The sequence below is a fragment of the Gabonibacter massiliensis genome, from assembly GCA_001487125.1.
Lineage (GTDB): Bacteria > Bacteroidota > Bacteroidia > Bacteroidales > Marinifilaceae > Gabonibacter > Gabonibacter massiliensis.
In genome coordinates this window covers 90,337-113,287 of record LN913010.1, presented here as the reverse complement: position 1 = coordinate 113,287, position 22,951 = coordinate 90,337, and the positions used below count along the sequence as shown (strand labels likewise).

Below are 22,951 nucleotides of genomic sequence, written 5' to 3'. Positions count from 1 at the left end.
TTTTCAACCCCCTCGTTCTACACCTCCAGGCCCGTTTCATCTCGCTACCCCTCCGGAAAGCGGGTGCAAAGATAAAGCAACTTTATCCCCTTTTCCAAATTTTTTATCACATTTTTTACAGGAAAAAATCAAACGGGAAGCTATCATCCTGCGGATGAATCGTTTGAAAAAAAAGAAACTAACGCGTTTTCACGCGAGAGGAAAATCGAGAATCGATCGCTTCGAATAAAAACACGGGGTACATAAAAGGTGGTCAAATACTCCATACATCGACCAAGGGCATTTTACAATTGTCAATTTTCAATTGCCAATTATCATTTTTATCTTCTATATTTGCAGCAGAAAAATGAGAGATTAACGTAAATTTTAGGCGAAAAGGCAATACATTGTCCGTCCTAATATATTAAAAACATAAATCTAAAACCGACCATGGCACAAATTCCATCCATACCCAAAGGCACAAGAGATTATTCACCTGAAATCATGGTGAAACGGAATTACATATTCGATACGATCAAATCCGTATTCAAACTTTACGGATACCTTCCATTGGAAACACCGGCTATGGAAAATCTATCGACATTGATGGGAAAATACGGGGAGGAAGGAGATAAGCTACTCTTTAAAATCCTTAACTCCGGTGATTTTCTATCCTCCGTCTCCAATAACGAGATCGAAGAGAGAAACATTCCCCGACTTACGAATAAAATCTGTGAAAAAGGATTAAGATACGACTTAACGGTCCCATTTGCCCGCTTTGTCGTTCAGCATCAAAACGAAATCAGCTTTCCATTCAAACGCTATCAAATTCAACCCGTATGGAGAGCCGATCGTCCTCAAAAAGGACGTTACCGGGAATTCTATCAATGCGACGTGGATGTAGTCGGTAGTGATTCCCTATTAAACGAGGTAGAACTTATCCAAATCGTAGATGAAGTATACCGTCGTTTAAAAATCAACGTACGCCTACTGATCAATAACCGCAAAGTCTTGGCCGGAATCGCCGAAACAATCGGTGCTTCCGACAAACTGACCGACATTACGGTCGCCATTGACAAAATGGATAAAATCGGTGCAGAAAGCGTAAATGCAGAACTGCGGGAAAAAGGAATTTCCGAAGAGTCCATCCAAAAACTGCAACCCATATTGAATTTGCAGGGTAGTAACGAAGAAAAATTGAACTCTTTACAGCATATACTTCAAGAAAGCGAAACGGGTCTAAAAGGCGTTGAGGAATTAATTACGGTCTTTCAATACATAAAGGAGCTGAACATTGCAACCGATATAAAATTAGACCTTACCCTCGCCAGAGGTTTAAGCTATTACACGGGAGCTATATTTGAGGTGAAAGCGAAAGACGCGGAAATCGGAAGCATCACGGGAGGAGGACGCTACGATGACCTAACCGGTATCTTCGGCATGAAAAACATGTCCGGCGTAGGTATATCTTTTGGAGCCGATCGTATTTTCGACGTCATGAATCAATTGGATCTATTCCCCAAAGATACTACCACTACGACCCGTATTCTGTTCGTCAATTTCGGAAAACGCGAGGAAGCATTTTGTCTCCCACTTCTGAAAAACTTACGGGATCAGGGCATCAATGCAGAGATCTATCCGGATACGGCAAAAATGAAAAAACAAATGACTTACGCCGACAAAAAAGGAATCCCTTATGTAGCATTAGTGGGAGAAAATGAGATGGCAAATCATACGGTAACATTGAAAAACATGGCAACGGGAGAACAGGAGAGTGTAGCAATCAACCGTCTATATGAAAAATTAAAATAACCTCTACCGATAAGTTCTATATTATGCAAATCTATAAAAAAGAACAGCGTCCTTTAAAGAATCACGGATTCGATACCCGTTTCCCATGAGAATCCCCTTCCTACTGTTTAGAGGATAGTTATCCTCTGTTTTACATATTGATAATTTCTAATTTTTAATTGTTAACAAGATGAAAACTCATTATATATCACCTGATATTTTAACCTTTGAAACAATCGAGGCTATCTTAACTCAAAAATATAAATTAGCCCTATCGGAAGAAAGCAAAAAACGAATCAACGATTGTAAAGCCTATTTGGACAACAAAATTGCGACATCAGACAAACCCTTATACGGTATCACGACCGGATTCGGCTCTCTTTGCAAAATAAGTATCTCGACAGAAGACTTAAGCCAACTGCAAGCCAACCTGGTCATGTCCCATGCATGCAGCATCGGAACTCCCATTCATAAAGAGATCATCCGCCTGATGTTATTATTAAAAGCCCACGCCCTCTCGTTAGGCAAATCCGGGGTACAACTTCAAACAGTGGAACGAATCATCGATATGTTCAATCGCGACGTGCTCCCTGTCGTTCGGGAATTAGGCTCGTTAGGTGCTTCCGGGGATTTAGCTCCGTTAGCCAATCTCTTTTTGCCGATTATCGGTGAAGGAGAAGTCTTTTATAAAGATAAAATCTACCCGGCGCAAGAGATCAATAAAAAATTCGGTTGGGAGCCTATTGCTTTAGGAGCGAAAGAAGGTTTAGCCTTATTGAACGGAACCCAATTCATGAGTTCTCATGCTGTATACGCCTTATTAAAGGCTTTTAAATTAGCTAAATATGCCGATATTATCGGAGCTCTCTCTTTAGAGGCTTACGATGGCCGCATCGATCCGTTTTTACCACAAATTCACGAGGCTCGTCCTCATCCCGGACAAATCGAGACGGCCCGTAATATACGCTCCCTGTTAGAGGGTTCCGAATTCCAACAAATAGAGAAAACACACGTGCAGGATCCTTATTCGTTCCGTTGCATACCGCAAGTTCACGGAGCCGTCAAAGATACGATCAATTATGTCGCCTCGGTCGTAGAAAGAGAGATCAATTCCGTTACGGACAATCCGACAATCTTTTTGGAAGATGACCTGATCCTGTCCGGAGGAAATTTCCACGGAGAACCCTTAGCCTTAGTACTGGATTTCTTAAGCATCGCCGTAGCTGAATTAGGCAGTATATCGGAAAGAAGAACATACCGGCTTATTGCCGGCGACCGTAAAACACCCGAATTTTTAGTCGCCAATTCAGGACTGAACTCCGGATTTATGATCCCGCAATATGCAGCAGCAGCTATCGTAAGTAAAAACAAACAACTGTGTACCCCGTGTTCCGTCGATTCTATTCCCTCATCCAACGAACAGGAAGATCATGTCAGCATGGGAGGCAATGCCGCCACGAAGAGTGTAAAAGTGATGGAAAACGTGGAGAGGATCTTGGCCATAGAACTTATGAATGCCGCACAAGCCATCGACTTGCAACGTCCCACTAAAACTTCTCCCTATTTGGAAGATTTCATGGCAGAATTCCGTAGCATCGTTCCTTTCAATGCAGAAGATCGGGTGATGTACAAAGACATTGAAAATGCCATCGAGTTTTTAAATCAAGGCGAATTCGCTAATTTTAAATAATAAATATAACGACCGAGGGGATAAAGCCTCTTGGTCGTTTTCACGCAAACCTATATTCTTCTATTTAAAATTCAAACGATATTCTTCCTATCGCCCGCACAAGCTTAAAATACAATTCCCAAATTGAAAATTCTGTATTTTCACGTACTTGATTAAATGATCATTCTCTTTCAATCAGGTACATAACAATGCCCCACCTCACGCGGGGACAGGATCGTCCGATTTCGTTCGATACCGCTCGTAAACACCCGCACGTTTAATATCTTGCCATCATTTGCTCCCTTTTTACATCTTGCAGAATGAGTAAAACATATGCATTCAAACGTTCAAACTACCGTTCCCAACAAGTAAAAAAGTATAAAAGAATAACATAAAACGTTCGTTTAATGCGTTCAAATGTAACAAAAAAAAATGATTTGCTATTTTTTTTGAAATAATTGATAATTAGTTTGTTTAAAAATAATTAAAAATTTCATTTGGCAATAAGGTTGTATATCATTAAACGAACATTTTTAGCTTGCATATGGCAGAAGGTATTTCATACGAAGCTATCAAAGGTGGTGATATAGACGCATTCGGGAAATTATTTGAAGAACTTTATCCGTCCATGTGCAGGATCGCGATGAAATTTATTGCAAATAAGGCTGCAGCAGAAGATATCGCACAAGAGGCATTTGTCCGATTATGGGAAAAAAGAACGGCTTACGATAGTATTCCCAACCTGAAAACCTTTTTATATGTTTCAGTTAAAAATTTATGTTTTAATCACTTGAGAGACAGAAAGGAGACCATCGAATATACCTCTCCCGAGGTTGAAAGGCAGGAGATCCTTTTCCATAACCGACTTATCGAGGAAGAAACTTACCGAATCCTTACACAAGCCATAGAGAAATTACCCCTTCAAAGTGCAAAGATTATAAAACTAACTTTGGAAGGTAAACAAAATAAAGAGATATCTGAAATTATGGGCATATCTGTCAATAGTGTTAAAACACTAAAATACAATGCCATACACAACTTAAAATACAGTCTTAAAGACTATTTCTACCTCTTATTGATTTTATTGAGTCAAAAATAAATTAATAGATACATTCACACTCTATCATTTACATGGAAGAATCCATTTTTGATCTCTATTGAAGAAAAAATTATCTACCATTCATCCTTTTTAATATTTGTCGTGTTCTCTAAAAAGGAACACGGAATTTTCCCGTTTTCCGGCCAAGTCGATGGCAAAAAAGATTGATTGTATGGAAATCTGTAAAATAAATTGAATGTATGGAAGAATCAGTAGTAAAAGTTGTACATCTTTCTCATCGTTATAGCATTCAATGGGCTATAAAGGATATCAATTTTGAAATAAAAGAAAAAGGTATCCTCGGTCTGTTAGGTTCTAACGGGGCAGGTAAATCCACGACTATGAATATTATTTGTGGAGTTCTGAATCAAACCGAAGGAGAGGTGTATATCAACGGTATTAATTTAAGCGAAAATCCGGTCGAAGCCAAGAAGCATATCGGTTTTTTACCGCAAAAACCTCCTTTACACCCGGATCTGACAGTTGAAGAGTACCTTCGACATTGTGCCATTTTAAGACTTGTCGAGAAAGAAAAAGTAAAACAAGCTGTCGATGAAGCAATGGAAAGGTGTCGCATCACCCAAGTCAGCAATCGATTGATCCGAAATCTATCCGGAGGCTATCAGCAACGGGTTGGTATAGCACAAGCTATTGTACATCATCCCCGTTTCGTTGTGTTGGACGAACCGACCAACGGACTGGATCCCAATCAAATAGTGGAGATTCGTAACCTGATAAAAGAAATTGCCAAAGATCGATCCGTATTGCTTTCCACTCATATTTTGCCCGAAGTACAAGCCACTTGTGACGAGATTAAAATGATTGAACACGGTCACGTCGTTTTTTCAGGTTCCATCGGAAATTTCAATAATTACATGGCACCCAGTACTTTCGTCATGACATTGGAAAATCCTCCCGATCTTTCCATATTAAATCAAATACCCGGCGTCGTACATGTCGAATCATTAACCAGAACACGCTTCAGGGTTCACTTTAAAGACAGTCCCGACATAACCAAAAAAATAACAGCATTAAGTGTTTCCAACGGTTGGAGATTAAGTGAAATCGTGTTAGAACGAGAGTCGTTAGATACGATTTTCGCTCAATTATCCGGGAAGAATCTTTAAAATACAAAATTAGATAACTTATGAATACTATATATAGACTTGCAAAATCCGAATTAGGACAATTGTTTTTCTCTCCTGTTGCCTGGTTAGTACTCATTATTTTTGCTTTTCAGACAGGAATGATCTTTTCCGACGTTTTCGGGAAACAGCTACAAAACCAATCCTTAGGGCATTCACTTTACGGTGTAACCCATCAAGTATACGTAGGGTATGTGGGAATTTTCACCAAAATGGTTCGTAATCTTTATCTTTACATCCCTCTTTTAACCATGGGATTAATGAGTAGAGAATTTAGCAGTGGTTCCATCAAGCTACTTTATGCTTCCCCCATCACTAATTTACAGATTATTTTGGGTAAATATCTTTCCATGATGGCATACGGTTTTATTCTCATCTGCATTTGGTTACTTTACATCCTATTCGGAGCATGCACCATCGACCATATGGATATTCCCTTGACGTTGTCATCCGTATTCGGTTTATATTTATTGATCTGCGCTTATTCTGCCATCGGACTTTTCATGTCCACTTTAACCTCTTATCAGGTTGTCGCTGCCATGGGTACTCTTGCTGTTCTCGGTTTTTTGAATTTTGTAGGAGAAATGGGACAAGGCGTTGACTTCATTAGGGATATCACCTATTGGCTCTCCATTTCGGGAAGAGTTTACGAGTTTTTAGAAGGTATGATCTGCAGTGAAGACGTCATCTATTTTGTTGTCGTTATTTTCCTTTTCCTCGCACTCTCCGTTATAAAGCTACAAGCCGAACGAAAAAAACGAAGCTTACCGAAAACCATATTTCAATACAGTGCAGTTATTATTTCCGCACTATTTATCGGTTATTTGAGTACTCTTCCCCATGCAAAATACTATTACGATGTAACAGCAACAAAAAGCAATACATTAACTCCTAACAGCCAAGAGATTGTAAAAAAAATAGAAGGAGGACTTACAATTACCACCTATGTCAATTTATTGGAAGAGAACCGTTACACAGGACTACCACGGAACAGAAAAGACGACTTCAAAAGGTTCGAGAAATACATTCGTTTTAAGCCAGAGATTAAAATGAAGTATGTTTACTATTACGATCATGCCAAAGATGAATCTCTTGAAAGTCGCTATCCCGGATTAAGCGACAAGGAAAAAGCAGAAAAACTTTGTAAAGTGGATAAACTAAACTTCAACATGTTCCTGTCACCCGAAGAGATAAAAAAAATAATCGATTTAAGCCCGGAAGAAAATCGTTTCGTTCGTCTTATAGAAAGAGATAACGGCCAAAAAGCAGTACTACGAGTTTACGATGATATGGAGAAGCATCCTTCCGAAACCGAGATTACAGCAGCTTTAAAACGCTTTTTAGTAAAAAGTCCCCGGTTGGCCTTCCTCATCGGACACGAAGAACGGAACATCACGAGTGGCGGAGATCGTTATTACAAACGTTTTGCCACCGATGTTTATTTCAGACATTCATTGATCAATCAAGGATTCGATGTAACAACCCTTTCTCTTAAAGAGGAGGAAGTTCCTCAAGACATCGACATACTGATTATTGCCGACATGAAAACGCCCCTGGACCCGTTAGAGCAAGAGCGTTTGAAACGCTATATTGATAAAGGGGGTAACCTGTTTATCTTGGGAGAACCCCAACGTCAGGAATTCATGAATCCCATCTTAGCTAATTTCGGAGTTCAACTCATGCCGGGAATCCTTGTACAGGACAACAAAGAGGATTTTTCTCCTACCTTAATCATCGGAGAAATTACGGATGAAGCGGCAGAACGATTTCCTTCATTCAGACTGACCCGCTACCACGGTTATTCTTTTGCTTTTCCTTCTGCCTGCGGCTTAAACTACGTGACGAACAAAGGGTTCGATGTATGTCCCGTCGCCCGGAGTCCGCAACAAAAAAGTTGGAACGAATTAGAAACGACCAACTTTCAGGATGCCGTACTCACGGTCAATACCCAAGCCGGGGAAGTGGAACAGGCCAATTCCGTCGTTCTCGCTTTAAGTCGTAAACTCCACGATAAAGAACAAAGAATTATGATTGTCGGCGATGCGGACTGCATCAGCAACGGAGAACTGGGTAAACGACGGAATGGAATTTATATAGCCAATCACCAATTCGTAACAGGTACATTCAAATGGCTTTCTTACGATGAGTATCCCATCGCTACGGATCGTCCGAATCTCCCGGATAAAAAAATAAAGTTGTCCATTCAAGCTTCAACCTGGATTAAAACAGCAGCCATGGGTGTTATACCGGGTTGTTTATTCCTATTAAGCATCATGACTTGGATTAGAAGAAAAAGAAAATAACGCGAATCCTATCCTGTAAATCATCATCTATTATTATATATCAAAAACACATGGAAGAATCAGTCGTAAGAGTAGAACATCTCTCCCACAGATATAGTGTTCAATGGGCTATCCGTGATATTAACTTCGAAATCAAAGAGAAAGGTATCCTCGGATTATTAGGTTCCAACGGAGCAGGTAAATCCACCACCATGAATATCATATGCGGTGTACTAAACCAAACAGAAGGAGAAGTATATCTAAACGGTATCAATTTACGGGAAAATCCGGTAGAGGCTAAACGCCATATCGGTTTCCTTCCTCAAAAACCCCCGCTATATCCCGATTTGACGGTAGACGAATATTTAACCCTATGCGCCCATCTGCATCTGGTAGAAAGAAACAAAATAAAAAAAGCGATAGATACAGCCAAAGAAAAATGTTGCATTACTCATTTCAGCAAAAGACTAATCCGAAACCTATCGGGGGGATACCAGCAACGGGTCGGCATTGCACAAGCCATTGTTCATAACCCCAGTTTTGTCGTTTTAGACGAACCGACAAACGGATTAGACCCCAATCAGATCGTAGAGATTCGCAACCTTATCAAAGAGATCGCAACAGACCGAACAGTCATGCTCTCCACTCATATTCTTTCAGAAGTACAGGCCAGTTGTGACAATATTAAAATGATCGAACAAGGAAGAGTCGTTTTTTCGGGGAGCATGGATGATTTTGATAATTACGTGGAACCGACCGCCTTTCTGGTTACTCTGGATAATCCTCCCGCAATAGAAGAATTACAGGCATTAGAAGGCGTAAAACGAGTTGAACCTCTCGATAACTCGATTTACCGGATTCAATTCGACGCACCCAGGAACATTACCGAAAGGATGGTAGAGCAAAGTATCTACAATGGATGGGAACTTCGTGAAATTCACCTTGAAAAAGAATCATTAGATGAAATCTTCGCTCAATTGTCCGGAAAAAGATCACACAAATAAAAATAGTAAAGATACATTATGAGAACATTATTCAGAATCACCAAAACAGAACTAAGCACGCTGTTTTTCTCCCCGATAGCGTGGCTGATTCTAATCATTTTCACCTTTCAAGCAGGGATGACCTACGCGGATGTATACTCGGACGTGATACGTTATCAGGCATTGGGTTACAACCTTTCAGGTATAACTTCCAGACTTTTTTCCAACTACAACGGAGTTTTCTCTAAAATGCTCGATAATTTATATTTATATATTCCTCTTTTAACCATGGGATTAATGAGTAGAGAATTTTATAGCGGATCCATCAAATTACTTTTCTCTTCTCCTGTAACCAACAAACAAATCATATTTGGAAAATACTTGGCCATGATCATCTACGCGTTGATCCTAATTGCCATTCTCTCCATATATATCATATTTACCGCTTTTGCCATAAAAAACATCGATCTTCCCCAACTTTTGTCCGGATTGCTGGGAGTATTTTTAGTCACGTGTACTTACGCGGCGATCGGTCTCTTTATGTCTTGCCTGACCTCTTATCAAGTGGTTGCCGCAATAGGAACATTAGCTCTTCTAACTGTATTAAACTTCATCAAAGAGGTAGGACAAAACATGGAGTTTGTTAGAGAAATAACCTATTGGCTGTCGATCTCGGGGCGGTCATCCACCCTGTTGGATGGTCTGATTTGCAGCGAAGACGTACTTTATTTTATTATCGTGATAACTTTATTCTTAACTCTTTCCATTCTGAAATTAGGTTCTGAACGGAAACGGCACAAGCCATACGTTGTCCTCTTCCGGTATGCTTCAGTCATTATCATAGCCCTTTTACTCGGTTATATATCTTCCCGACCCCAGTTCATGAGTTTCTACGACACCACAGAAACTAAAATAAACACGTTAACGCCCAACAGTCAGGAGGTAATGAAAAAACTAACAGGAGGTTTAACGATCACTACTTATGTCAATATTTTAGAGGATAACTATTGGCGGGCAATGCCCGATCGAAGAAAATACGATTTCGAAGAATTTGAAAAATATGTACGTTTTAAACCGGAAACCGAAATCAAATACGTATATTACTATCATCCCTGCTATAATCCTTATATGGACAGGCGTTATCCCGGATTAACCCCCGAACAGCGGGTCCAAGAAATATGTAAAGTCATGGAATGGGACACCGCCATGTTCCTCACCCCGGAACAAATCAATCGACAAATCGATCTCTCCGGGGAAGGATTCCGATTGGTTCGGGTTATCGAACGGGAAAACGGTCAGAAATCATTCTTGCGATTTTATGAAGACATACGGCGCACTCCGACAGAAAGTGAGTTTACGGCTGCTTTAAAACGTCTCGTCACGAAACCTCCCAAAGTTGCCTTCCTTACGGGACACGGAGAAAGAAACGTAGACGGGGCAGGAGAACGGGATTACGGAGCTTTCGTCAGAGATCTCACCTTCCGCTACTCGTTACCGAACCAAGGATTCGACGTAACCTTGTTAAGATTAGACGAGCAAAAAAATATCCCGGAAGATATCGATATACTTGTCATAGCAGAACCCAGAACGGTTTTAGCACCGGAAGAATTAACCAAAATCAAAGAGTATATAGACAGAGGAGGAAATATGATCCTATCGGGAGAACCCTACCGTCAACACATAATGAATCCCCTTTTCTCTTTTCTCGGACTTGAATTTATGCCAGGAATCTTAGTCCAACCCTCCAAAGATTTCACGGCCGATTTGATTTTTGGCAACATTACCGAAGCAGCAGCACAATCGTCCAAAGGGTATCAAAAACTATGGAGAGGAAAATATAAAATTACAATGCCGGGAGCCGTAGGAATCAAAATCTTAGAAGAAAAAGAATTCAAAGTCACTCCTCTTGTCACCACCAACGAAGAAGGAGCCTGGAACGAATTAGAAACGACAGATTTTATTGATAATCAACCTATTTACAACTCCCAAGTCGGAGAGGAGGAACGAACGATTCCGGTTGTTGTCGAATTAACGCGTCGGGTAGGAGAAAAGGAACAACGTATCTTCGTATGGGGAGATGCCGACTGCATCGGAAACGGAGAATTAACCACCTCGCGAGAGGGAGTGAGGAGTTCTAACTTTTCCTTGATTACAAATTCATTCGGCGATCTCAGTTACGGTGAATTCCCGGTAGACACGAGCCGACCTCGCCCCTCTGATGATAAAGCTTACATAGGAGAAGGTTCTGAAATCTGGTTAAAACTACTATTCATGGGACTTCTTCCCGGCATATTAGTATTTATCAGTCTGAGAATGTGGTGGTTCAGAAAAAGTAGATAATACAATAATCCAATTCATTCGTATCAACAACCAAGAGCTGTCCGAAACTAAAATTTCGGACAGTCTCTTCATCAAATCAATTATTTATAAAAAATAAACACTCTCATTCATCCTTTTCAACTTTTGCTGTGTTCTGTCAATAAAAGGTCCCATTAAAATAAAAATAATGACTACACATTATTCTGAAGATTACAGGATTTCACAACTTTTAGCCAAATACTTGGCCAAAACCATAACCCCAAAGGAAGAGGCTGAGCTGGAGGCATGGAAAGCGACAGACGAAAACAATCGAATCCTATTTGAAGATATCTGTTCTACCGAAAACAGAAAAGAACGAGATCAATTCATACAACAAATTAATATCCCCCTGGCATGGAGTAAAACCCGGAAGCGCCTATTCATACCCCGAAAGAGAAATAAAAAGTTATTTGTCTATGGCGGTATGGCAGCAGCTATCAGTCTGTTTATCGGTTTTTCCATCCTCTTTCAATCTCCTCAATCGGAAAAAGCTGTAACTCCTACGGCACAAATTGTACCGGGAAGTTCAAAAGCCATGTTGATTACCTCCTACGGACAAAAAATAGCTCTATCATCAATTGATGAAGAAGAACAGGCCATTCAGCTTAAAAACGGTACAAAAATAACCAATGACGGGAAAAAAGTAACTTATTTCCCAACAACGGATTCCTTAGTTCCCGTTAAGATCGATACGATCCGTACTCCTCGCGGAGGGGAATTTATTCTAATTTTACCGGATGAAACCACCGTTTGGTTAAATTCGGAAACGGAAATCTCCTTCCCGACCCGATTCGATAAAGACAAACGAATTGTCAATTTAAAAGGTGAGGCTTTTTTTTCCGTGACAAAAGATTCTTCTGCCCCATTCATCGTTCGAACGGCGGATAAATTAACAATCAAAGTTCTCGGTACAAAATTCAACGTACAGGCCTATACCGATGAAAATACCATAGAAACAACACTTAGCGAAGGTTCTGTTTTAGTCAGCAACGGACAACGGTCGATCCAATTAAAACCGAACCAACAAGCCGTTTACCATACGAGTAATCGAGTTTTAAAGTCCAGAGAAGTAAATGCCGATCACATATCTTCCTGGAGAGAAGGCAAATTTATTTTCGAAAACGAAACGCTTGAATCTATCATGAATAAATTGAGCCGATGGTACGATATTCATCTGTTTTACGCAAACGAATCTGTTAAGAGTTTCCATTTTACAGGAGATTTGGAACGATACGATGATTTCAGTGAAGTACTAAAAATGCTTGAGAAAGCAACCAATATTCAATTCAATATCAACGGGAAAAATGTGATTATAAATAAAACTCATAAATAAAAATACAGAAGATAGTGGTAATATCTTCTGTATCCTATTAATCTATTAATCGACTATTAATAAATTCTCAAATTTATGGAAAAAAAACGAATCTATGTCTTTGATTTACATCAAAGATACAAAAAAACGTTAACCATTCTGCGAGCAACTCTATTGCTTACTCTGATTTCCACGTTTTCACTACAAGCCGGAAATACATCACAACACGGAAGGTTGACTTTAAAAATGCAAAATGCAACCATCGATGAGTTAATTAAAAGTGTCCGGGCAGAAACAGAATACAAGTTTCTGTATCGTATCGAAGAAGTCCAAAAATACGGGAAACGGGATATCGATATCAAAGATGCTACCATCGAAGAATTTTTACAAAAAATTTTAGCCAATACCCAACTATCATATGAAATCCAAAACGGAGTGATCATCATTCGCCCCCAACAAAAAGTTCGGGAGGACTACAAGCCTCGTGTAATCAAAGGAAAGGTTATGGACGATAAAGGTTTGCCTCTGCCCGGGGTTTCTGTTATCATCAAAGGAACGACACTCGGCATCGCTACCGGAATAAACGGTGAATTCAAATTGGAAATACCCAAGTTAGACAGTACGATTTTGGTCTTTTCGTTTATCGGGATGCAAACCGTAGAGCATCGTTTAAAAGAGGATCGCAAAGATGATAATAAAGATTTGATCATCAGAATGAAAGAAGACGTAACAGAAGTCGACGAAGTCGTTATTACCGGTATTGCCAATATCCGTAAAGAGAGTTTTACGGGTTCTTCCGTAACCATCCACAGAGAGGAACTGTTAAAAGTATCCAAGACCAATGTGATCAAGGCATTACAGGTTTTTGATCCCTCTTTTCGTATTCAAACCAATAACGAATGGGGATCCGACCCGAACGCCTTGCCTGAAATGTATATTCGCGGCCGTTCCGGAATCGGATTAAAAGAATTGGATAAATTAAAAGCCGATCAAGCACAAGGCTATATTTCCAAATCGGCGTTAAAAGACAACCCGAACCTGCCGACGTTTATCATGGACGGTTTCGAAATCAGCGTACAAAAATTATACGATATGGATCCCACGCGGATCGAATCGGTCACCATCCTAAAAGATGCCGCCGCCACGGCCATGTACGGCTCGCGAGCTGCCAACGGAGTTGTAGTTATTACAACCGTTGCCCCGAAAGCCGGAAGTATCAATGTCTCTTATAGTTTCGATAGTGAGATTACCATGCCGGACTTAACCGATTACAACCTGACGAATGCGGCGGAAAAACTCGAAACGGAAGTTCGTGCCGGTATCTTCGAGGCGGAAGACGAATATGACAGGGTAACCCTTGAAAAGATTTATCACAGGAAACAGGCTAATGTAGCCAAAGGTGTCGATACCTACTGGCTTTCGTTACCTTTGAGAACAACCTTTAATCACAAACATGCCCTTTTCGTGGAAGGAGGTTCAGAAACCTTGCGTTTCGGGTTAGACGTTTCTTACCATAATCAGGACGGTATTATGAAAGAGTCTTTTCGAAACAGATTTGGCGTGGCCTTATATATAGATTACCGGTTAAAATCCTTACAGGTAAAAAATCAGGTCTCCTATACTGTTGTAAGATCACAAGAGTCCCCTTTCGGAAGTTTCTCCGAATACACGAAAGCACAACCTTACGATGTGTACAAAGACAAATTCGGACGTTATTTGGAAAATTTGGATGGTTGGGGAGAAACTCTGAACAAGCCCAACCCTCTATACGAATCGACTTTGGGAAGTTTTGAAAAATCCTCTACCGAAGAGATTACCAATAATCTCAGCATCAATTGGTATGCGACAAACCACTTGTTGATTAAAGGAGAGTTCAGCATAACCAAAGAAGTGAACGACGGTAAAAAATTCTTAGATCCGCTATCGAAAAGAAATTCTCAACCACTCAGCTCTTACAATACCTCTTCTGGAGAGCTTAGAACCAACGACGGAAAAAATTTTAACTGGAACTTAAATTTCCAGGCATCTTATAACCGCAACATCAACAAACACAACATCAATGCTTTGGCCGGAATAAACGCCCGCTCAACCAAAACGACCGGAAATTCGGCCTTTTACAGAGGTTTCCCGTCAGGGAGTCTTTGTTCTCCAAACTACGCACAAACAATCGTTCAAAAACCGTCTTATTCGGAAAATTCTACCCGGTTAATCGGATTCGTGGGTTTAGTTAACTATAGCTACAACAATATCTATCTATTCGATGCCTCTATTCGCGTTGACGGTTCTTCCGAATTTGGAGTAGACAACAAATACGCCACCTTCTGGTCAACAGGAGCCGGTATCAATATCCATAATTATGCCTTTCTAAAAAACAACTCCATTATCGAACAATTGAAAATTAAAGGTACTTACGGACAAACCGGTAAAGTAAATTTTGCCCCCTATCAAGCGAGAACCACGTACGAAATTCTTTCGGAAGAGTGGTACAAAACCGGATACGGAGCATCCTTAAAAGCATTAGGAAACAAAGATTTAACTTGGGAAACCACGAATAAGATCAACCTCGGTATCGAATTAGGTTTATTGAAACAGGCTTTCTATGTCGATTTCAACTATTACAACGAAAAAACCGTTGATCTGGTCAATAGCGTAACGATCCGCAGTTCAACCGGTTTCACGACCTACGTGGATAACATCGGGAAATTACGGAAAACCGGATTCGAAATCAACATGAGAAGTAACCTGATCTCAAAAGGAAATCTTTTTCTCGCCCTGTTTGCCAACTTGGCTCACAACGAGGACAAACTACTGGAAATCGCCCAAAGTTTAAAAGATTATAACAACCAGGTTAACGATCATTTCACGAATAGTAGCCGATATGACGGATCGAATACCAAACCCTTCCGTCAATTTGAAGAGGGAGGCTCGCTAACGTCCATTTTCGGAGTCCGCTCATTAGGAATCGATCCTGCCAGCGGCAATGAAATATTAGTGAAAAAAGACGGAACGTTAACCGATCTGTGGAATGCCAACGATCAGGTTATCCTGGGAAATGAGGAGCCCAAAGCAAAAGGATCGTTCGGTATGAATGCAACGTATAAAAATTTCAGTTTATTCGTTACCTTTTCATATGAATGGGGAGGTCAGATCTATAACCAGACTTTAGTAGACAAAGTTGAAAATGTTAACATCCGTACCACAAACGTGGATAAACGCGTATTGAAAGAGCGTTGGAAAGAACCCGGAGATATCGCGAAATACCGTAAAATTAATTTAGGAATAGCCAACCAATCGGAAGAAACGACCCGTCCTTCCTCTCGTTTTGTTGAAGATAACAACTGGTTGTCTTTGAACTCCGTTACCCTCGGATATGATTTCGACAGAGAGGCAAGCTGGATGAGAGCTTGTCGCTTAAGCATGTTGCGTTTAGAAATAGGTGGCAGCGAAATCTTCAGATGGAGTACGGTAAAGGCAGAACGCGGATTGAGTTATCCCTTTGCAAGATCTTTCAGTTTCTCAATAAAGGCCAGTTTTTAAATTGTAAGTTATGAAATTAAAGAAATTCTTAATCATATGTATTTTACCGATCGTGCTGAATTCCTGTAATGATTGGTTAGACGTAGACCCGCAAGATACCGTAACGGAAGAAGAACTTTTCTCGACTTACGAAGGTTATCGAAATGCACTACACGGAGTATATCGCCAAATGTCCTCATACGACATGTACGGACAAGAGATGAGTTGGGGCTTGGTCGATGTCATGGGACAACTTTATTACAAATCCCGCTTCAAAAGCTCTACCGCCTATCGCAAAATTGCGGATAGCTATGCTTATACCGACAAAAGGGTAAAGCCTATCACTGAAGGCATCTGGACGAAAACATACAATTGCATCGCTAATTGTAACAACCTGATTACGAAACTACAGACAACCGATCCCCTGATTTTCCCGGGAGCTCAGGAAGAGAAAAACCTAATCGAAGGAGAAGCATTGGCCTTGAGAGCCCTACTCCATTTCGACATGTTACGTCTTTTCGCTCCTTCGCCGGAAGCAGCCAAAAACGACGATAGAGGTTACATCCCTTATTTCAGTAAATATCCCTCTACTTTCGAGCCGGATAGAACCGTGACCGAAATACTGAACCTGGTCGAACAGGATTTGCTAAAAGCAAAAAACCTCGTGGGTTCTTTCGACACGATCCCCGCTCATGTGGATATGCTAAACATGGCACAATACAGGTATTATCTTTCAGGTGAAAGCAGTTATGTCCCTAAAGATTTATTTTACAGGTATCGCGGATATCGCATGAACTATTACGCGGTAACGGCCTTATTAGCCCGCGTCTACAATTACATGGGCAAACACGAAGAGGCCTACAAACAAGCAAACGAAGTAATCGATGCCGCTTACGGAAGCTGGGATACCCAAGTATATAGTTTTACCGATGCTTATGATGTCGAAAGCAACAAGGATCGTAAAATGTACGAAGAAATCATATTTACATTATCTAACACGCTGTTATTGGATCGGTATAAATCGGTCAATAATTACAATGACAACAGTATAGAGTTCACCCTTATGACCAAAACTACCGATCTGAAAACGATGTTCGATGACGGAGGAGATTGCCGCGGAAATGCCGTAACGGAATTGATCGGAAGTTACAGAGCTTGCAACAAGTTGTTAGAACCTACCGGAAGTGCAGGCAATTACAGCAGAAGTGCCGACATGATTCCGATGATTCGTCTTGGTGAAATGTACTATATCAAAGCCGAATATCTTTTCAGAAATAACGACAAAACCGAAGCTTTGAAAACCCTCGACGATTTAAGAGAAGCTCGGGGATGCGAACGAGAAGGCCTTAACAACAAAATCAACGATTTAGATAGTTTCCTGGAGGAATTAATAAAAGAAGCCAAAAGAGAATTCATGCAAGAAGGCCAGCTCTTTTACTACTACAAACGTTTAAACATAAAGCCGGTCAGAACGATGCCCGATAACGGATTTGTTATTCCATTACCCGATAATGAACTCATCAATTAAACATCTATACCATGAAAAAATATATTCTGTTATTCGCTTTTTTTGCAGCATTAATCGGCTGTGAAACAAATGAAACCCCCATCTACGAAGGGGAAGCACGCTATCTCTATTTCCCCAATGATGAAGGACGGGATTCTGCCGTGATCTCCTTTACCCATTATCTCACGAATGAACTGGACGTTCCGTTTGAAATTGCCTTAATCGGTAAACCGTCTCACGACTCTCTGGAATACAAATTGGTTGTCGTCGATTCATTAACAACAGCGCTACCCGTGGATTACGAGTTACCCAATACATTGAAATTCGCTCCGAATCAAGATAAGGATACCATCTATATCCACATCAAAAAAGCCAGGCCGGAGCTTTCGGAAAGAAGCTTTAAAGTTACCTTCCGGATCACTGCCAATGAAAATTTCTCACCGGGAATTTACAACAAGCAGGACATCAAAGTTATTTTCAGCAATATTAAAAGCCAACCGCTGTGGTGGAAAGACGATGTCGAGTTGATTTTGTTAGGAGAATACAGCGATGCTAAGTACGACCATTTTGTTATTGCCACCCAGGTCAGCGATCTTTCCGACATGTCTTTTTCTGAAATTCGAATTCTTGCATTGAAATTCAAAGAATATCTGATTAAAAACAACATCATGGAAAAAGATAAGGACGGCAATGAATTTCCGATGGTAGATGGAGTTCCGGCTTACTAACTTTATAATAAATAAAATATTATGAGATCGAAAAATATCATATATGCACTCGCAGTATTGATACTGAGTTTTATCGGATGTTACGACGATAAAGGAAATTACGACTACGCCGATCTGAACGAGATTCAGATCGAAGAATTCAACTATATCTCCAGTCCGACCCTCGGAGATACCATACGGATCGTTCCGAAGTTCACTTACTCGAAAGGCGACAGCAGCAATGTGGAGTTAAGTTACGAATGGACATTTGCAGGTAAGGTTATCGGCAATGAACGGAATCTGGAATGGATTATCGACACCATGACCAAAGCCTATTGCATACTGCGGGTCACGGATCACAAATACAATGTGCAATACATGCAAACGACCCAGTTGAATATTACAACTCCTTACGTCAACAACGGTTGGTACATTTTAACGGAAAAGAACGGGTATTCCAGTTTAAGTTATATTCGTGAAATTCAAGATGACGAGACGAATATATACCACAATCGAATCTACGAAAATCTCTATAAAACCGTAAACAAGGAAGAGATGGGGAGCGGCCCGTTAAAATTACATGAACATTTCGGTCGCCGTACGACACCTCCCGCCCAACTTCTGGTACTTCAATCAGGAGGACAAGGCGATATCGATGTTAACAGCACCACATTCGAAAAAGATATAAACTTGAAGCAAGCGTTCATTGGAGGCAATTACCCTGTCGACTTCCGTCCGGTAAACGCCATGTTTATGCAATGGGTTGATCTTTTACAGAACCACGACGGCAAAATCTATTCGCGTGTCAAACAAACCAATGAATTGATTCATTCCGGATTTTTTATTCAGACTCCTATGAAAATCGAGGAACATGAAATTTACGGACAATTGATTCACTCCAGAATCGGAGATACTCAATATTGTCTCGTTCATGAAAAAGGTACTTCTCAAGCTCCTCAAAATAGATTCTTGGTTGTATTCGACGTAAAAAATACTTTCCAGGATGTTTATGCCATGGGGAAAGTGGAAGTGTTGCCGGATCCTAACGACGGATGGCCCAAACAATACATACCGGCAAACAACTTAGGAAACAGCACCTTGATTCATTGTGGCTATATATTCCAAGGTAATACCTCTTGTCAATATTTCTTAGTATTGAAGGACAACACAACCAATAAGTATTACCAGGAACAATTCATTCTCAAAAGAGATTACAGCTCGACCGGCTTAACTTATGAATTCCCCGGCACGGCATATGCGGAATTACCTCGGCAAGCATCAGACGGAACCCCGTTAAAATACGAAGATTGTGTCATTTATAACTTACCCTATAAATCTAAACCTTTCGTGATGATTGCCCAAGGAAAAGATTTATTCATCTACAATCTCAATAACCCGGAAAACGGAGTTAAACCGTATTATCATTTCGAGGACAGCGAAATTGCTTGTATGAACGCTGAAAATTACAATTCAAACAGATTAGGCATCGTTCTTAAGAACGGCCGGGTCATTATACTCGAAGTGAACGGTCTGAATCTGGAAAAAGAAAAACTACTTTGGGAAATGCCCAAGGGAACGAGCTTAGGTGATAAAATTATTAATATTCTTTTTAGAATAGGAAGCGACTTCGGATAATTATTTCTCTAACATAGCGCAAAGGGCAGCCTCGCAATGAGGCAGCCCTTTTCATTTCAGCAAGAATCATATTATCGATACGAAACCAGACAAAAAAAGTTGAATTCAAAAGTTTTAAGCTTTTGAATTCAACCTCCCGTTAGTAGAATCGATTTTTCCGTTACTTCACGTAGTCGTATTTCTGATCAATTCCCCTCTCGTTAACGTCAATTCCTTCATCCATCCAACGAGGCATAGGCGCATCCTTCAAATAATAATCGAAGAACTGTTGCAAACGGATAGTCCAATCCACCTCTGCAGCATGATTATAGATAAAATGACGATCTCCCTTGTAATTCAATAACCAGGCCGGTTTCTGCAAACGACGCATGGCTAAGAAAAGGTTTAATCCTTCCGAATAGGGCACGGCTTCATCGGCATCGCAATGGAAAATCAACAAGGGGGTTTCAATCTTATCGGCAAAAAAGATCGGGGAGTTTTTAATATACATCTCCGTATTTCCTTCTCCCCACAACGGTTTACCCATACGACTCTGAGTCTCTTCGTACATAAACATACGAGGCATCCCGCTGCCGGAACGAATACCCGTATAAGCCGAAACCATGCTGGACACGGCAGCTCCGGGATTAGCGCATTTAAACATATTCGTACGCGTCACCAGATAAGCTACCTGATATCCGGACCAACTATGCCCCTGTATACCTATCCGGTCTTTATCGGCGATCCCCTTGTCTATCAACATCTGGGTTCCACTGACTACCGCATTATAACTGCTCTCACCGGGAGCCCCGACCGTAAAATGGACATCGGGCATAAAGACGACATAACCATTGCTTACATAGGTCACCGTGTTGATCATGGCACTACTTAAAGCGGGGACATGGTACATGTGAATATCTCCCGTGTGAGTTTCGTAAAAATTCACGATGGTAGGATAAGTTTTGGTCGAATCGTACCCCTCCGGCAAATAGAGTAAACCCCGGTTAGGTTTTCCTTCGTAATTGGTCCATTCCACCAACCGAACGGAACCCCACTTATAGTTTTCCTGTTGCGGATTGGCATAAGTCAAACGTTTCGGGTGTGTAAAATCGGATTTACTCCACCATAAATCACGAAATTCCGTGTAACTCTGTCGCGTAAAGATACAGGATTTTCCATCTGTAGAAAATTGATTGACATAAATGGAAAAAGGTCCTTCGATCAATTTCTTAAATTTTCCGTTAGGAGAGAAACGATATATTCCCATATCCAAATTACTTACCTTCACCGTACGCAATAACAGACTCTGGCTTGCGTCCAACGTTTTGGTGTCGTAATCCGCTTTCAACCAGCGCAAAATAATATTATGCTTGCGTCCGTATCCTTGTGTTAAGGAAACGGTTTTATTTTTCCCCGTCAGATCAATGGTCCAGATATCATAACGATCGTAAAGATAAACGGTATTCCCGTCTTCCGACCATCCCGCTATACCGTAAGCATCCGCAGGTTTCGGCTTATCATGGTCTTCATCGTATACCGGATAACCGATGGCCGAAGAGATGTCGCTCAACTCTCCCGTCCGTACATCCAACTTGTACCATACTTTTTCCACCCCGCGATACAGCAAGGCATATCGTCCGTTCGGACTCCAGACAGGACGTCCTTCGAAATCCTTAAATAACGGTTTACGCTCCCCCGTTTCTAAGCTGACCAAATACAAATCGGCGTTCACTCCGTCTTTCCAATCGGAGAACCTACGATAGGGAGCTTCATCCACAAGGATAACATATTCATAATTCTCACAGGTGGGAGCAGAGATCCGCTCGATATCAGCCGGAGCGATCTCGATGCATTTTTTATCTTCCACATGATAAACATATTTCGGCATTTCCCTCCTGAGACGGGTCCCTCCCTGCCTTTGGCGGCTTTGTGAAACTTCATCGTCCCATTTCCACAACTCCAATTCAAAACTGGTATCCGGTTTTGCTTTAGGCTTACGCGGTTCTCTCACCTTAGGTTCTACATCAACTAAAATATACTTACCGTGGTTAAAAACAGTATAAGTACTGGGACTGATCTTGTATTCTCCCGGTAATTCCACCTCTTTCAAATCCATCACCAATTTATATTTTCCATCGGCAACAGAAAACGTATACAGTAGATCCGGATTTTTCAAATAGGAGGTATCGGAAGCGACCGTAAACACACCTTCTCTTCCTCCCATTTTCAAAGAGAAATTCTTTATCGGAGCCTTTGGGTCCCCGTATATCAACCGATGCTTTCCTTTCAACGGTCCGACGTAAAGACTCTTGTGCGTTCCGTTATTCTTCAGGTAAGCGATCGTCTTGTATTGGTCATAAGAAACGGGATATTCAATGCTGTCGAGCACCGTGGAATCTCCTGTCTCAAAATTCCACACTACCAATCTGTTAACAGGTTTCCCGTCAGCTTCTCCGATAGAATAAGTATACGTAATAAGCGGTGAACGGGGCGATTCATTACACGCATATTCCCTATCCCAATACGTTTTTTTCATGTCCTTTAAGGAGAGTAATATCGTAGAGTCGGATGTCAGATTGGCGGTATCCAACGGAGATTTATTCACGGTATATTTCAACCCCTTACCCCCGTTAAAGAAATTCACGTAATTAACATTCCGCAATTCATACTCTTTACCGGTCGCCACATGGCGTAAATAGGTTACCGGTTCATCCTTATCATGTCCTTCGCCGTCAATATACGCGAAACGGTAAGTAACCCATTTACCGTCCTCGGACATCTTTTGAGCTTCCACCCGTCGCCATAGTTTATAAGACTCCAAATCCAAAGGCCTCTTTTGGGCTCCGGCTTCCCATACGACAAGCAACAGGATCAATACACCGAAAATTCGTTTTAAACACATAATATACAATTTAGATTTACCTTTAAACGAATACAGGCTGACCAAGTACGAAAAATATACCCGCCAGCCCGTAATCTTATACTGCAT

Annotated in this window: 14 protein-coding genes; 13 read left to right on the top strand and 1 reads right to left on the bottom strand. The window is 40.9% G+C overall.

Going from position 1 to position 22,951, the window contains the following annotated elements; genetic code table 11:
- The 13 genes from BN3283_RS14585 to BN3283_RS00825 all read left to right on the top strand — a co-directional run.
- Positions 1-229: hypothetical protein (locus BN3283_RS14585; RefSeq protein WP_286137426.1), on the top strand; the 229-nt coding region annotated here is incomplete at its 5' end.
- Between the two features lie 200 nt (positions 230-429).
- Complete coding sequence (gene hisS / locus BN3283_RS00880) at positions 430-1,791, top strand: histidine--tRNA ligase (protein WP_041501950.1); 1,362 nt, start codon at positions 430-432, stop codon at positions 1,789-1,791.
- A 169-nt stretch (positions 1,792-1,960) separates the two neighbouring features.
- Positions 1,961-3,460 carry a histidine ammonia-lyase gene (hutH, locus tag BN3283_RS00875; protein ID WP_041504878.1) on the top strand — a complete coding sequence of 500 codons (1,500 nt, stop codon included), beginning with the start codon at positions 1,961-1,963 and terminating at the stop codon, positions 3,458-3,460.
- A 523-nt stretch (positions 3,461-3,983) separates the two neighbouring features.
- Positions 3,984-4,538: an RNA polymerase sigma factor gene (locus BN3283_RS00870; RefSeq protein ID WP_059025351.1), complete on the top strand. Its 555-nt coding sequence runs from the start codon at positions 3,984-3,986 to the stop codon at positions 4,536-4,538.
- 200 nt (positions 4,539-4,738) lie between these two features.
- Positions 4,739-5,665 (top strand): ABC transporter ATP-binding protein, encoded by a 927-nt coding sequence (locus tag BN3283_RS00865; protein ID WP_059025350.1) that lies wholly within the window; start codon positions 4,739-4,741, stop codon positions 5,663-5,665.
- A gap of 20 nt (positions 5,666-5,685) precedes the next feature.
- A complete protein-coding gene (locus tag BN3283_RS00860) occupies positions 5,686-7,986 on the top strand; it encodes a Gldg family protein (RefSeq protein ID WP_059025349.1) in 2,301 nt (766 codons plus the stop codon).
- A gap of 50 nt (positions 7,987-8,036) precedes the next feature.
- Complete coding sequence (locus BN3283_RS00855; protein ID WP_059025348.1) at positions 8,037-8,969, top strand: ABC transporter ATP-binding protein; 933 nt, start codon at positions 8,037-8,039, stop codon at positions 8,967-8,969.
- An 18-nt stretch (positions 8,970-8,987) separates the two neighbouring features.
- The gene (locus BN3283_RS00850) at positions 8,988-11,288 is read left to right on the top strand and encodes a Gldg family protein (protein ID WP_059025347.1); all 2,301 of its coding nucleotides are present in this window, start codon (positions 8,988-8,990) and stop codon (positions 11,286-11,288) included.
- 166 nt (positions 11,289-11,454) lie between these two features.
- A complete protein-coding gene (locus tag BN3283_RS00845; protein ID WP_059025346.1) occupies positions 11,455-12,639 on the top strand; it encodes a FecR family protein in 1,185 nt (394 codons plus the stop codon).
- 75 nt (positions 12,640-12,714) lie between these two features.
- Positions 12,715-16,155, top strand: a complete 3,441-nt coding sequence (locus BN3283_RS00840) for a SusC/RagA family TonB-linked outer membrane protein (RefSeq protein ID WP_059025345.1) — start codon at positions 12,715-12,717, stop codon at positions 16,153-16,155.
- A gap of 10 nt (positions 16,156-16,165) precedes the next feature.
- Positions 16,166-17,662 carry a RagB/SusD family nutrient uptake outer membrane protein gene (locus BN3283_RS00835; protein ID WP_059025344.1) on the top strand — a complete coding sequence of 499 codons (1,497 nt, stop codon included), beginning with the start codon at positions 16,166-16,168 and terminating at the stop codon, positions 17,660-17,662.
- A gap of 11 nt (positions 17,663-17,673) precedes the next feature.
- Positions 17,674-18,369 carry a DUF4843 domain-containing protein gene (locus BN3283_RS00830; RefSeq protein WP_059025343.1) on the top strand — a complete coding sequence of 232 codons (696 nt, stop codon included), beginning with the start codon at positions 17,674-17,676 and terminating at the stop codon, positions 18,367-18,369.
- A gap of 21 nt (positions 18,370-18,390) precedes the next feature.
- Positions 18,391-19,983: a PKD-like family lipoprotein gene (locus BN3283_RS00825; protein WP_059025342.1), complete on the top strand. Its 1,593-nt coding sequence runs from the start codon at positions 18,391-18,393 to the stop codon at positions 19,981-19,983.
- A 160-nt stretch (positions 19,984-20,143) separates the two neighbouring features.
- On the opposite strand, the gene BN3283_RS00820 is transcribed toward BN3283_RS00825, so the two are convergent.
- Positions 20,144-22,864, bottom strand: coding sequence for a S9 family peptidase (locus BN3283_RS00820; RefSeq protein ID WP_070807435.1), 2,721 nt, complete (start codon positions 22,862-22,864; stop codon positions 20,144-20,146).
- Between the last annotated feature and the right edge of the window lie 87 nt (positions 22,865-22,951).